Below are 14313 nucleotides of genomic sequence, written 5' to 3'. Positions count from 1 at the left end.
GGTATTTCTTCTTCAGCATGGAAACCTCTCAAGCGCGAACGTCACTATCTACATTTTACGTCGCGCTCGAACCTGGCATCCATGGTAACCAAAATATTCAAAACACACGCGTTGTGACCCAGCCTGATTTCCTCATTTCCCCATTTCCTCATTTCCCCATTTCCTCATCACCTCGTTTACCTCCTGCGGCGCGGCTATACTGACGGCGTAGAGCAACGAACCGTCAGGGAGTTGTCCGTGAGCCTCAGAGAACGCACTTTCCACGTACTGTCTTTCTTCCATTACGACGTGGTCTACCTTCGTACCCGGCAGGAGTACCTGGAGCAGGGGTTCGCCATCCTGGATGCCGCGTCGAAGATCCTGGCAAACGACCCCCAGGCGACCTACCTTGTCGAGTCGCCATATCTCCTGGAACAGTGGTTCGCCATCCATCCCGGTGCGCAGGCTGATTTTCGGCTCTTCGCCGAGGAAGACCGCCTTGATGTTGCACCCGGCATGTACGTGATGCCGGATATGGCGATGCCCGGCGCCGAATCACTCAACCTGCAAGTGGAACGTGGCTTCCACTGGTGCGAAGACGCGCTCGGTCTCCGCCCGACGGTTTGCTGGATCCCCGATCCGTGGAACCACCCTCCCACGCTGCCGCAATGGCTGAACAAATGCGGCTATACCGCCTATGTGTTTTCACGCGGCGCCGACCCCGGCCACCCGAACCATTTCCGATGGCGCGGCCTGGACGGCAGCGAGACCCTGGGTGTCCGAATGCCGCTCCATTACGACCGTTTTACCCCGGCCCTGGCCGCGGAGAGCGACTCCGACCGCCGGTTCACAGACTATTTGAACCGCCTCGACGCGCTCTTCCCGCCCGGACAACCGATCCTCGTCCCGGTAGGCGGCGACTTCGCGGCGCCGACACCGCAAACGGCCGAACTACTGGCTCGCATGCGCGGCCGAGGCACAAACATCGCCTTCTCCACGCTGCCCCGATTCGTCCAGGCGCTCCGCGCGCATTGGAGTGAACTGCCGGTCATGCCGTCGGACTTCACGCCGACTTTCCAGGGCACTTATTCCTCACGCATCGCTCTGAAGCGCGCCAATCGGCAGGTGGAGACCGCGGTGGACACCCTCCGCCGCTTTGAAGCCGCTGGAGGCCGCCCCCAAGGCGAATGGCAGGACGTCCTCGCGATCGCACTGCGTCACCAGTTCCACGACACGATCTCCGGTACCATCATCGACCCAGCCAACGACGAAGCCGTTGCGGATTATGCCCGCATCATCGCCACGTTGCAGGAGGCCCTGCCCACCGGAACACGCCGGGCCGGGCGCACCGTCTTCAACCCGTCGGCGGAAGCGCGAACCGAGTGCGTATTCCTGAAAGACTGGTCGGCCCCCGGCGCTCAGGACGAATCGGGTACGCCGGTTCCGGTTCAGCGCGTCGATGGCGGAGCAGTGGCCCGCCTGACGGTCGGCCCGATGGGCACCACGACGATCACATCCGCGGCATCTTCCGAGCCCTTAAGCGGCGGGGCGTCGGCGACAGACCGCGCGATCGAGAACAGCCACATTCGTGTGGAGCTCGATGATCTGGGCAACATCTCCCAGGTTGTCCTCAAGGGGCGAGCGGCGGAGATGCGTTTGCTGTCGGGAGACCGCCCGCTGTTCAACACCTTGTCGCTGGAGCACGATTACGGCGACTTCTGGGTTGTCGGACGCCAGCCGCTCGATGGAGGCCACGTCGGTCGCACACCTTACGTGGACCCATTGCCGCTGGCCAGGGATCCGGCGAAACCGTGGGTTGATTCCAGGGGATCGCTCTCCGATTGCGGCAGAAAGCACGTCGAAGTCCTGGAGGAAGGCCCGCTCCGGGCACGCGTCCGCGTCATTGGCTCCGTGGGCCTTCAACGGTGGCGCGTCGACTTCGAGCAGACCATCACCCTCCACGCAGGCTCGCCCCGCATCGATTTTCGTACGGTCGTCAAGCCAGCCGCCAAGTTCGCGCGCCTGCGTGCCGTTTTCCGGCCCGCGCTGGGCCACGCCGAAGCCCTCTATCACGTGCCCTATGGACTCGTGGGCCGGGATGCAAATGAGCACGCCGCTCAAAATGGGGTGGCGCTCAACGGAGCCCACGCCGGCCTGTTGCTGCTCAATCGGGGAATTCCGGGAAATGGATGGGACGGTGAGGCATTGACGCTGTCTCTCCTCCGCTGCGTCGCGATGGAGTACAAAGGCCCCTCGGAGACGGGCTACGAAGCGGGCGCCACACACTTATTCGAGTACGCAGTTGTCCCCTATCGCCCGGCGGGCCGCCCGGACCTCTGCCGCAAAGGGGACCGGTTCAACCTGCCGCTCATCGAGGCGCCTGAGCCGCTCGCCGGCCTCCCGTTTGAGATTCTGCACCCGGACAATGTGCAGGTAACGCGGATCGAGAGGGTCCCGGGGGGCTACCGCGTTCACGCGCACGAGTCCCTCGGCAAGGAGGGCTACATCCGCATCGAGGTCGCCGGAGGGTGGGTCGGACCGGTCGATGTGCTGGGTGTCCTGACCGATGAGCCGAAGCCCGAACTGTTCGATCGGGAGTTGCATCCTTTCGAGATCGTGATGATCGGCATCGTTCACGGGGATGAGTAGCGCATCGTGCGAGACTTGCGGATAGACCTCCGGATCACCCTCTTCATTGCCGTCGCCGCCGCGACCCTCGGTTGTGGCTGCGCCCGTCACGCTGCCCCGCTTGCAGGGAAGGCTCCAGCCACCGGACCCCTTCCGCCTGCCGGCCGCCTCGTTCCCGCCGTTGTGGCGGGCTTCGAGCACGGATATGGCGGGTGGCAGGTCAGCGTCAGCCCGCGGGAACTCCCGCGCGTCAGAATCGTTCGCGGCTCCGCCTCGCGCGGAAACCGGTGGCTGTCCGTTCAGCCCGCCGGCCGGCCAACCGGCGCACACACCATTGACATGTATGCGGATTTGCCTCGCGTCGATTGGAGCCGCTTCGGGGACACCTTGCGCGCCGACATCCTCGCCAAAGGGAACACCGCGGGCGTGACGGCCAGGATGTACGTCGTTGGCGCCGACGGCGTGGAGGCAGCGGGGCCGCAGGAACAGGTGCGCGGCGATTGGCGCACCATCATCTGGCATCCCCGGGCCGGGCTCACGGACGTCAAGCGCATCGGCATCCGATGGCGTGTGCCCGAAACCTATCTCGCGCGCCTGGGTTTGGACAATGTACGGGTCGGCGCGGAGGCCGGGCTCAACGACGCCTGGTCCGTCGCAACCGGCCCATTTTTGACCCGTGAAGACGCCGTTGTGAAGATGACGTCCCTCCAGGAGCGGAAAGTGCCTTCCTTCCCCGTCTATGTGGAAGGCTGGTATCTTAACGTCGGCACATTCAGTTCTGAAACGGCCGCCCGGGCAGAGTCGAAACGCCTCGCCGCGCAGGGCGTCGCCACAGCAGTTATCCAGCGTTAGCTCATTCACAAACACAAGTCAGGAGACCCATGTCATACCGATCGATCGCACTCATATCACTCGCGGGCGCGCTTTCCACGTCGGCCGCCTCGGCCACCGGATACGGCCTTTCGTATCTGCCGGCGGATGCCTCGCCTACGGCATCCTCGGCCCCTTCCGGCGCACCGCCTGCCATTCACTCCTCGATGCCTGTGTACCCGCTCCGCCACCCCATCACGACCTTCAAGGAGCTCAACAGGAACGGCGAAAGGGTATTCCGGCAAAAAGGCGCCCTGCCGTATGTGGCGTTGGGCATGATCGCGCTCGCAAACGACCGGAAGACCGAAAAGTGGTTCAACGTGGCCGGACCCGGTGAACCCACGCCGAAGTTCGCGAAGACATTCAACCATTTTGGCGATGGAAAGGTGCTTCTCCCGGCCATGGGGGTGATGTATCTTGCGGGCCGTACCGGTGAGCGCGATACCGCCAAACTCTGGGCTGCCTCCGTGTTGAACGCTACCGTGTTCAGCCAGTCGATCAAAATGTTGACCGGGAAGGAGCGGCCCAATCAGTCCCCCGACGCCATCCAATACCACGGGCCCAGCACAAAGTATGATTCCTTTCCGTCCGGGCATATGACCGCCGCGACGGCCAGCGCCGTGATATTGGGGCATCAGTATCCGAAAGCGAAGCTGGGGTTCTACGCACTCGCGGCCTGCGTGGGCATCGCACGCATCGAGGGCGCCAATCATTGGCCTAGCGATGTCTACTGGGGCGCCGGAGCGGGTTACTACGGAGCGTGGCAGGTTATCCGTCACAAAGACGACGTTCTGCGCTGGCGCTTCTAGGCGCCCGCGGACCGGCCTGAATCCCCGGCGGCAAATGCCCATAATACAGAGAGGGTGGGAACGCTCCCGCCCTCTCTGCGTCTGTTTGTATATCGACCGGCCCCGTAGGACCGCGGCGAACGACCGCGCTCAGGAGAAGCAAGAACCAAATGCCCGCTGCAACCAGGAAAGCCGCACCCTTGGTGGCGAACCGTCCGGCGCGACGCCGAAGGTCCCGCCGCGAGGCGGATATCATCGGCCTCACGCTGATGGCCGTCGCGGTGCTCTGCGCCATTTCCCTGGCGAAACCTGCCCTGGGCGGCGCCGCGGGCGAGGCCATTGTCACCGGCCTGCGCTACCTGTTCGGCGCCGGGGCGTGGTTTTTCGCGCTCCTGCTGGCCTACCTTGGCGTGTTGCACGTGCTCGATCGCGAACACAAGCCGCCGCTCGATCTCGTGATCGGCGGCGCCATCCTCTATCTCCTGGTTCTGTGGCTCGTACATGTGCTGAAAGTCGGCATGACCGTTGAACCGGGAACGCCGGCCCTGTTTACCCACGGGGGCGGTCTCATCGGCGGATACATCACCGCTGGCATGGCTCGCCTGACCGGTATGGGCGGTTCCTGGGTCGTCATGGTGGCCCTTGCGATTCTGGCCGTGCTGCTGATCGTCGACATGCCCTTGCACCGGATCGTCCGCGGCGCGGCCCGGCGAGCCCGCCGAAGCGCGGACGCCGTGACCAAGGGCGTCGTGCGCGCGAGCAGTGTCGCCCGAGCGGCATCGACACGCGCTCAGCCGCCCTTCATCGAGGAACCGTTCCGGGCGTTGTCCGAACCCGAAGAGCCGGAACCGCCCCAGCGCGGGTACGTCACACCGCGCGCCGTCACACTCCGCATTCGCAAGCCTGCCGCAAATGCCGATGCCGACGATTCCGCCGACCGCCTGAAGCCCGCCGTCCGCGTTCACGACCTCTCCGCCGAGAAAGGGCAGGGACCCGCGAGTTCCGGTGTCTTCGTCCTGCCAACCCTAGACCTGCTGAACCCTCCGGCGCCGCCGCAGGCGCGCAACGAGGCAGAGGCCCAGGAGACGATCAAGACGCTGGAAACGACGCTGGCGCAGTTCAATATTGAAGCAAAGGTTGTCGAGATATCGCGCGGTCCGACCGTCACGCGGTTCGAGATTCAACTGGCCCCCGGCATCAAGGTCAGCAAGATCGTGAGCCTCGCGGACAACCTGGCGATGGCCCTTGCCGCCATCGACGTGCGCGTGGAGGCGCCGATCCCGGGAAAGTGCGCCATCGGAATCGAGGTGCCGTCGCGAAGGCCCGCGATCGTAAGCCTGCGAGAATGCATGGAGACGAGGGAGTTCTTCGAATCTCCGAGCAAACTCACCTTCGTTCTCGGCGTGGACGTGGCCGGCCGCCCGCGATACGCGGACCTCGCTAAAATGCCGCACCTCCTGGTGGGTGGAAGCACGAATAGCGGCAAATCGGTATGCCTCAACGTTCTCATTACGAGCCTCCTGTACCGGGCCACCCCGGAGGAATTGAAGTTCATCTTCATCGATCCGAAGCGGGTGGAGTTGAGCCTTTACGCCAACATTCCGCACCTGCTTCACCCGGTCGTTCAGGATGTGAAGCAGGCGGCCGGCATCCTGCGGTGGGCCATCAAGGAGATGGAACATCGCTACGATTTGTTCGTCAAGGCTTCGTGCCGGAACATCACCGGCTACAACGAAAAACTCCCCGAAGGCGAGAAGCCATTGCCGTTCATCGTCATCATCGTGGACGAACTGGCGGACCTCATGATGCAGCAGGGAGCGGAGGTCGAAGCGCACGTGTGCCGCCTCGCCCAGTTGTCGCGCGCGACCGGCATCCACCTCGTCATCGCCACCCAGAGGCCCAGCGTGGACGTCATCACGGGCACCATCAAGGCCAACATCGGCAGCCGCATCGCCTTCGCCGTCGCCAGCCACGTTGACAGTCGGACCATCCTCAACATGAACGGCGCGGAGCGCCTCATCGGCCGCGGCGACCTGCTTTATATGCCGATCGACGCGCCGAAGCCGACGCGTATGCAGGGCCCGTTTATCAGCGAGAAGGAGATCGACCGCGTGGTGTCGCACCTGCGCGCCCAGGGACCGCCCGAGTATACCGCGCAGGTCATGAGCGTGGATGCGGCCGCGATGGCGTCTTCCGAAGGGGGTTCCGACGATGAACTCTTCGAACAGGCTGTCCGCCTCGTGGTGAATACCGGGCACGCCAGCACCAGCATGATCCAGCGCAAGTTCAAGGTGGGATACACCCGCGCCGCCAGGCTGGTGGACATCATGGAGGAACAAGGTATCGTCGGATCGCTGGACGGAGCCAAACCGCGCGAAATCCTCATCAACAAGGGCGACCTCGACATCCTGTTCGGCGGCGTGTCGGCGATGCCCGATTGGGATCCGGACGGCCCGTTCACGGAGTGAACACCAACCCCGTCCGCACCCTCAACATGCAGAGTCAGCACGATGACGCCGCCCGTGTGTCCGCCTACCACGAACGGAGCAAGCACGCCTTCGGGCGATACGCCGCCTCGTTGGGTTACCTGGACTGGGCGACCCAGCCGGACCCATTTCGCCGCTTCGACGGGGCGTCCCTCACACCGCTCCCCTTCTCCGCCGATCTGATCGCCACGCCTTATGAGGCGCTTTATGCCGCCGATGCAGCCGCGCCTAGACCCGTCGACGCCGAGTCCCTCGGGGCCCTGTTCGAATTGTCACTTGGCCTCTCCGCATGGAAGTCTGCCGGCGGCACGCGATGGGCTCTGCGCAATAACCCGTCCAGCGGCAATCTGCACCCCACGGAGGGCTACCTCGTCTGCGCGGAACTGCCCGGCATCCAGGCCGGCGTCCACCACTACGCTCCGGCCATCCACGCGCTGGAGCATCGCTGCGCGTTCCAGCCGTCGATACGGGACGCTGTAGTGATCGGATTGACCTCCATCCACTGGCGCGAGGCCTGGAAATACGGCGAACGCGCCTACCGCTACTGCCAGCACGACGTCGGGCACGCGATTGCCGCCGTCCGCTTCGCCGCCGCCGCGCTTGGCTGGAAGGCGGCCTTACTGCCTAGCGCCTCCGACAGTGAAATCGCCGGGTTGTTGGGGCTCGACCGTCCGCAGGACTTCGTTGAAGCCGAGGACGAATCGCCGGACGCGCTTCTACTGGTCTCGCCACGGCCGACGACGACCCCGGACACGGAACCCCTCGCGCGTTTGGCGAGCACAGGCGCCTGGACCGGAGTGGCGAACAGGCTAAGCGTTACGCACCACCCGTGGCCGGTGATTGAGGAAACTGCCCAGGCCGCCGTGAAGCCGGCGACTCACGAGGTTTCGCCCTCCACTCGTCCCAGGGTCGACCTGCCTGCCGCGTACGGAGAGAGAGCGATTGATATCGTCCGGAAGAGGCGAAGCGCCCAGGCCTTCGATCCTCGGCGCACGCTGAAGGCCGACTCCTTCTTCTCAATAGTTGACCGCCTCGCCACGCGCGATGCCGCGCCGTTCGATGCGCTGCCGTGGGATCCACTCGTTCACCCGGTCATCGCAGTGCACCGCGTAGACGATTTAGCCCCCGGCTTGTACTCTGTCATGCGCAGTAACCAAACCCTGAACCGCCTCAAATCCGCCTGCTCGGCTTCATTCGATTGGTCCGTCGAGTACGATGCGCCCGGCGTCACCCTCTACCATCTTCAGGACGGCGATTACCGCGAGGCGATGCGCCTCGTCTCCTGTACCCAGGACATCGCTTCGCACGGGTTCTTCACTCTCGGCATGGTCGCCGAGTTTGACCCGGTCATCCGCGAGGGTGGACCTTGGTGGTACCGAAGGCTGTTCTGGGAGGCGGGTGTCATCGGGCAGGCGCTGTACCTGGAGGCCGAAGCGCAGGGTGTTCGAGGGACCGGCATCGGCTGCTATCTTGACGATGCGTTCCACCGCCTGCTGGGCCTGGAAACGACCGAATTCCAGAGCATGTACCATTTCACGGTAGGGTATCCCATTGAGGACGAGCGTCTCCTCACGGAGCCGCCGTACGCCCATCTTGAACGCGAAAGAGGAGGACACCGATGAGCCACAACCCGGTCGGGGAGAACGCTCCCGCGCGCCAGCGCACCTGCGCCAGTTGCCGCAACTGGGATGTGCGCATTACGCGCACGACCGCCCTGAAAGACAGCGTCGCCAAGTGCCTCCTGCCACCGCTGGCGGAGCTTCACCTGGTGGTCAGCGGCTCGGGCGGCTGCGACAAATGGGAACCCGTTCCGAAGGAAACGGGAATATGAGAAAATGAGGAGGTTGGGAAACTGGGGATGTCGCACTCTCGCAATTCTGGCGCTCGCCGTTTCGCATGCCGTTGCATCGCCAACCCAGCCAGGCGCAATCGATGCGCGGATACCCAGTGCGAGCCCCAGTGGTTTCCCCCGCAACGATTCTATCTCGGTTTCATACTATCCAGCGGTTGGGTCGGATCAAGCGCCTGCACCCGCCGTCATTATCCTGCATCCGCTCGGCGAGCGAAGCCTCCGCTTGTGGCGCCAGTTCGCCAAACACCTCGCGCGGAACGGTATTGGCGCTGCGGCGATTGTCTTTCCGTACCACATGGATCGCCGGCTCCCCCGTGAACCCGCGGGGCGCCGTTTCATCGCCAATGACGTCAGGATCGCGACGCAAGCGTACCGTCAGGCGACTTCGGACATCAGCACGGTCGCCACGTGGCTTGCAGATCAGCCAACGGTTGATCCCCGGCGCATCGGTGTCGTCGGTGTCAGCCTCGGCGCGATCCTGGCCCACGCCGCGATGGGGCAGGATCCCAGGCTGAAGGCCGGTGTCGCGATGCTGGGGGCAGGCGACTTGAAGCGCCTCAGACAGAAGAGCATCCTGTTCGCCCTCGTCCGCCGGAACCCATTCACCAGCGGTACAACCGAGGCCGAAAGGATGCTCCGGGCGGTAGACCCTCTCACGACTGCGCCTGATAACCAGCCACGACACGTCCTGATGGTCGAGGCTGCCAGGGACGACCTGGTATCGCCTACTGCGGCGCGAGAACTGTGGCTGGCACTGGGCAAGCCACCCATCCAGTGGATCGACACGAACCACTTCGCCCTTGCGCTGGATGTACAGGGCGTTTTTCGCACGACGACAGCCTACCTGCGTTCAGAATGGGGCATGCGACCGGCCGATGCGCCGATCCCCAGGGTCCATCCACCAACTATCACGCTGGGATGGGTCGCGGGTCTCTCCGCGCGTCCGACCCTGGCACTACAGTACCAGGCGCTCGCCATTGGCCGCCGACCGGACCACATCGCCCTGCTGCATATTGACGCCGGGCTGGACGGCCTCGGCCCGTTTCTGGGGCTGGCCGCAACCGTCAACCGCTACGTGGACGCAGGCTTTGGAGCACGGCCCGGTCAGAACCGCGCGAAACCTTACATCTCCCTCCACGTGGCTTTTTGACGCGGCGGCTCACTTCAGCCCGGAGGCGTCCATGCCCAACTCCTTGATCAGGAACGCATACTTGTCCGCGATTTCGTCCAGGATCTTGGCGGTCGGCTTTCCGCCGCCGTGGCCCGCTTTGGTGTCGATCCGGATCAGGACAGGCGCGTCGCCCGTTTGGGCGGCCTGAAGCGCCGCCGCGAATTTGAAACTATGCGCCGGCACCACGCGGTCGTCGTGGTCTCCCGTTGTGATGAACGTCGCCGGGTATCTCACCCCCGGTTTGACGTTGTGCAGCGGCGAATACGCATACAGCGCCTTGAACTCTTTCGGATCATCGGACGTGCCGTAGTCGGATGCCCAGGCCCACCCGATGGTGAACTTCTGATACCGCAGCATATCCATCACGCCGACCGCCGGCATCGCCGCGCCAAACAGGTCAGGGCGCTGAACGAGGCACGCGCCGACCAAAAGGCCTCCGTTGCTGCCGCCGCTGATGGCCAGTTTGGGGGTGGAGCTGTACTTGTTCGCGATGAGCCACTCGCCGGCCGCAATGAAGTCGTCAAAGACGTTCTGTTTGAGCAATTTCGTGCCCGCCAGGTGCCACTCTTCGCCGTATTCTCCCCCACCCCGGATGCCCGGCATCGCATAAACGCCGCCCATCTCCATCCAGACGAGGTTCGTTACGGAGAAGAACGGCGTCATGCTCGCATTGAATCCACCATAGCCGTACAGGATCGTGGGCGCCGAGCCGTCACGCTTCAGACCTTTTTTATACGCGATGAACATCGGCACGCGTGTGCCATCCTTGCTGGTATAGAACACCTGCTCCGCGACGAAGTCACTCGGAACGAACTTGACGGTCGGCTCGCGGTAGATCTCGCTAGTCCCGGCAGCAAAATCGTAGCGGTAGACCGTCGGCGCCGCCGTGAAGCTGCTGTACGAGTAGAATGTCTCCTTGTCCTCGGGCCGTCCCCCGAATCCTCCCGCGGAACCAAGGCCGGGCAGCCCGATCTCGCCAAGGTACTGGCCGTTAACGCCGAAACGCCGGACAACCGAATGGGCGTCCTTCAGGTACTGAGCCACAAACGTGTGGTTTACCAGGCTCACGGATGACAGCGTTTCCCGAACCTCCGGGATCAAGGTCCTCCATTGGTCCCGGGCGGGCTTTGCGATATCGATGGCGATGACCTTGCCAAGAGGAGCGCCGCCGTTCGTCTGAAACCAGAATTGCGTTCCCTCGTTGCCGATCAGCGAATACTGCGCGTCGAAATCCGGCAGCACTTCCGCGAAGCCGTTGTCCGGCCGCTGAAGGTCCTTCACGAAGACCGCGTTGCGCGCGCCGGTGTCCTTGGCAACGCTCAACACAAGGTAGCGCCCGTCATCGGTCACCTCGGCGCCAAACATCCACTCCTTGTGGTCGGGCCGCTGGTAGACAAGGGTGTCGGCAGCCTGCCCTGCGCCGATCCGATGGAAATACACCATCTGGTTGTAGTTGGCCTGCTCAAGCTGCTTGCCGGCTTCCGGTTCCGCGTAACGATTGTAGTAGAACCCGGAGCCATCGTGCGCCCACGCCGCGCCCGAGAACTTGCTCCATTTGAGGTGGTCGGGAAGGTCTTCGCCGGACGCAACATCCCGGACCCTCCACTCCACCCAGTCGCTCCCCGAGGCGGCAAGGGAGTACGCCAGGCGTTTTCCGTCCTCACTCACGCTGTAGGAGTCGACGGCGACCGTTCCATCTTTGGACAGGGTGTTTGGATCAAGCAGCAGCCGGGGTTTGGCGTGAAGACCATCCATGACGTACAACACGGCCTGATTCTGCAAGCCATCGTTCCGGGTAATAAAATACCGTCCGCCGCGCTGGTACGGGACACCGTACTTCTCGTAGTCCCACAGAGCCTCGACCCGCTTGCGGAAGGCATCCCGCTGGGGGATGCCGCGAAGGTAACCGGACGTGATATCGTTCTCCGCGGCGATCCACTCGCGCGTTTCGGGGGAATCCGGCTCTTCGAGCCACCGGTACGGGTCGGAAACCTTGGCGCCAGGATATACATCCGTCTGATCGGACTTCCGGGCGACCGGATAATGCGGCTTCATTTCACTGGATGACATTGCGGACGTGGCTCCTCCGGCGAGACACACGCTGAGGAGGACCGTTCGGGCGATGGGTCGAGTGAATGGGGTGCGGATCAATTCGTTCTCCCGGATAACAGACGGTACGTCAGGGCGTGTCTCAAAGTTGACTGACAGGGGTTCTGTGACAAAGTATAGTGCGTAACCGTGTAAAGGGAGTTCAGAATGTCCAATAGCCATGCCGCCGAAAAGCCGATTGTCGCCGTTATCGTTGGAAGCAAATCCGATTGGGAATTGATGCGAGCCGCGCACGAGACATTGGACGGCTTCGGGATCGCCCACGAATGCCGTGTGATGTCCGCCCACCGCACACCGGATGAGTGCGCATCGTATGCGCGCGAAGCGGAAGGCCGAGGCTTCGAGGTCATCATCGCCGGGGCCGGGATGGCGGCCGCGCTTCCCGGGGTCCTGGCGGCTCACACCACTTTGCCTGTTCTGGGGGTGCCGATGCCCGGGCAGGCGCTGGCAGGTCTGGATTCGCTTCTCAGCATCGCGCAGATGCCTCCGGGGATTCCGGTGGGCACGATGGGGCTTGGCAGGCCGGGCGCCGTGAATGCCGCACTGATGGCCGTGGCTATCCTGGCGATCTCGCACCCCGAACTCCGCGACAAACTCAAAGCATACCGCGTCGAGCAAACGGCCAAGGTCCTGGAGAACTCGATCCTCTGAATCGATCGGTTGCCCCATGAAATCCCGCCTCAAATCCGCGATGGCTTCCTTGAAGCGCGAACTGAGCTTCTACCGCGATATCGCGCGCGATCCGCGTACCCCGTGGCATTCGCGCGCGCTTCTGTCCTTGGCAATCGGCTATCTCCTCAGCCCCATCGATATTATCCCGGACTTCATCCCCGTGATCGGCCATTTGGACGATGCCGTGATCGTACCCCTTCTCGTCATTCTGGCGATGCGTTCGGTACCCAGGGTCGTTGTCGAGGACTGCCGCCGCAATCAACTGGTCTCCCCACCGGTGACCCGCGACGTCGCCCCCAACTGACCGGGTCCGCCATTGTGCCCTGCGCCTCACTCAGAGGGTCGTTGCGCCGATCATTGGCAGCACTCGATCCGAAACGTTACCATGAGGGTGCGCTCGCGCGCATCAATGCGAAAGGATTCCCCCGGCACAATGTCTGTACTCGACCTGATTGGCAACACGCCCCTGATTCCGCTCGATTTTCCCGAGCGCGGCCACCGCATCCTCGTCAAATGCGAGTTTCTGAATCCGAGCGGCAGCATCAAGGACCGTATTGCGCGGTTCATTATCACCCGGGCGATCGAGACGGGCGAATTGAAGGAAGGGTCGGTCATCGTCGAGTGCAGCAGTGGCAACACCGGCATCGCGATGAGCATGGTCGGCGCCGCGGTCGGCATCCCTGTGAAGATCGTGATGTCCGAGCAGGCCAGCGTTGAGCGACGGAAGATTATTGAGGCCTACGGCGGCGAGGTTATTCTCTTTTCTGAACGCCCGGACCGCATCGAATACTGGAAGGGCGTGGAGATAACGCGCACCATGGCGGCCGAGGATCCCCACGTCTTCCTTCCACGCCAGTTCGAGAATCCCGAAAACGTCGAAGACCACGACGTGTTCACGGGCCGTGAAATCCTGCGCCAGGTGCCGGTGCCGATCAGCGCCTTCGTCGCGGGATACGGCACCGGGGGCACCCTGATGGGCGTGGGCCGCGCTCTCCGTAAGGCATACCCGAAGGTGGAGATCGTCGCGATGGAGCCAACCGAGGCGGCGCTGCTGAGCGGGGAGATGCCGTGCATGCATTCGATCGAGGGAATCGGCGACGGCTTCATACCACCGCTGATCGACGTCAACGCCATCGACAGCACCGAACGCGTGAGCAGCCTGGACGCGATGATTATGACACAGCGCCTGATGCACGAGTTCGGGCTGCCCGTTGGGACTTCCTCTGGCGCCAACGTTCTTGCCGCACTCAATGTGATGGACCGCCTCGGCCCGGGAAGCGTCGTCGTGACGGTATTGTGCGACCGGTCTGAGCGCTATTTCAGCACGCGGCTCTTCACGCCGCAAGGAAGCGCCCTCGAACGGGCCCGGTCGCGCTTCGGCCTTAACTCCGCTCCCGAACCCGTCTGAATCCATCACGTCACTGACAAAAAAGGGAAACAGGCGGACAAGGTGACACTTCGTTGTGCGGCTCGCTGACCGAATACGTAGCGGCTGGCCGGATGATCGCGCTCTTCATCCCCACGGTTGAAAGTCATTTCGGAGCGCCGGCGATGATTCATGTGTTAAAAAGTGGAAACAGCGCATTCGTGCCTGCGGCGACGGGCGCAGCGCGCCTCGGGACACGCAAGCGAGTGGGCAGCCGGGCCGGATTTGGATATAATGGCGGTAACAACCGGGCGATTCAGGGGATTGGGCTTAGGAACGTTCCAACTTTGGGGACGTTCCCTTACAGCGTCGGCGCCTGCGGAATGGGACGG

The 14313-nt window shown here is 63.4% G+C and carries 12 protein-coding genes; 11 read left to right on the top strand and 1 reads right to left on the bottom strand.

Annotation, left to right across the window (positions count from 1 at the left end; all coding sequences use genetic code 11):
• The 8 genes from VGM51_07095 to VGM51_07060 form a co-directional block, all read left to right on the top strand.
• Positions 1 to 203 (top strand): hypothetical protein (locus tag VGM51_07095; protein ID HEY3412808.1); only part of this gene is annotated, 203 nt, incomplete at its 5' end.
• A gap of 34 nt (positions 204 to 237) precedes the next feature.
• Entirely contained in the window at positions 238 to 2628 is a 2391-nt protein-coding gene (locus VGM51_07090; GenBank protein HEY3412807.1) for a glycoside hydrolase family 38 C-terminal domain-containing protein, read from the top strand.
• 6 nt (positions 2629 to 2634) lie between these two features.
• Positions 2635 to 3459, top strand: coding sequence for a hypothetical protein (locus VGM51_07085; GenBank protein HEY3412806.1), 825 nt, complete (start codon positions 2635 to 2637; stop codon positions 3457 to 3459).
• 29 nt (positions 3460 to 3488) lie between these two features.
• Positions 3489 to 4286, top strand: coding sequence for a phosphatase PAP2 family protein (locus VGM51_07080; GenBank protein ID HEY3412805.1), 798 nt, complete (start codon positions 3489 to 3491; stop codon positions 4284 to 4286).
• Between the two features lie 149 nt (positions 4287 to 4435).
• Positions 4436 to 6733 carry a DNA translocase FtsK 4TM domain-containing protein gene (locus VGM51_07075; GenBank protein HEY3412804.1) on the top strand — a complete coding sequence of 766 codons (2298 nt, stop codon included), beginning with the start codon at positions 4436 to 4438 and terminating at the stop codon, positions 6731 to 6733.
• The gene (locus VGM51_07070; GenBank protein HEY3412803.1) at positions 6730 to 8373 is read left to right on the top strand and encodes a SagB/ThcOx family dehydrogenase; all 1644 of its coding nucleotides are present in this window, start codon (positions 6730 to 6732) and stop codon (positions 8371 to 8373) included. Before VGM51_07075 ends, VGM51_07070 begins: the two co-directional genes overlap by 4 nt.
• A complete protein-coding gene (locus VGM51_07065; protein ID HEY3412802.1) occupies positions 8370 to 8582 on the top strand; it encodes a hypothetical protein in 213 nt (70 codons plus the stop codon). The genes VGM51_07070 and VGM51_07065 overlap by 4 nt, the downstream gene beginning before the upstream one ends.
• Before the next feature lie 4 nt (positions 8583 to 8586).
• The gene (locus VGM51_07060) at positions 8587 to 9753 is read left to right on the top strand and encodes a prolyl oligopeptidase family serine peptidase (protein ID HEY3412801.1); all 1167 of its coding nucleotides are present in this window, start codon (positions 8587 to 8589) and stop codon (positions 9751 to 9753) included.
• 9 nt (positions 9754 to 9762) lie between these two features.
• Here VGM51_07060 and VGM51_07055 read toward each other — a convergent pair whose 3' ends face one another.
• Entirely contained in the window at positions 9763 to 11844 is a 2082-nt protein-coding gene (locus VGM51_07055) for a prolyl oligopeptidase family serine peptidase (protein ID HEY3412800.1), read from the bottom strand.
• A gap of 186 nt (positions 11845 to 12030) precedes the next feature.
• Here VGM51_07055 and purE point away from each other — a divergent pair, with 186 nt between their 5' ends.
• The 3 genes from purE (at position 12031) to VGM51_07040 (ending at position 13963) form a co-directional block, all read left to right on the top strand.
• A complete protein-coding gene (gene purE, locus VGM51_07050) occupies positions 12031 to 12534 on the top strand; it encodes a 5-(carboxyamino)imidazole ribonucleotide mutase (GenBank protein ID HEY3412799.1) in 504 nt (167 codons plus the stop codon).
• A 16-nt stretch (positions 12535 to 12550) separates the two neighbouring features.
• A complete protein-coding gene (locus VGM51_07045; GenBank protein HEY3412798.1) occupies positions 12551 to 12859 on the top strand; it encodes a YkvA family protein in 309 nt (102 codons plus the stop codon).
• Between the two features lie 129 nt (positions 12860 to 12988).
• Positions 12989 to 13963 carry a cysteine synthase family protein gene (locus tag VGM51_07040; protein ID HEY3412797.1) on the top strand — a complete coding sequence of 325 codons (975 nt, stop codon included), beginning with the start codon at positions 12989 to 12991 and terminating at the stop codon, positions 13961 to 13963.
• Positions 13964 to 14313: the final 350 nt, after the last annotated feature.

Source organism: Armatimonadota bacterium (assembly GCA_036504095.1).
Classification (GTDB): domain Bacteria; phylum Armatimonadota; class DTGP01; order JAKQQT01; family JAKQQT01; genus DASXUL01.
Note: the sequence above shows the minus strand (reverse complement) of the source record. Positions and strands in the feature narration are given on the sequence as shown.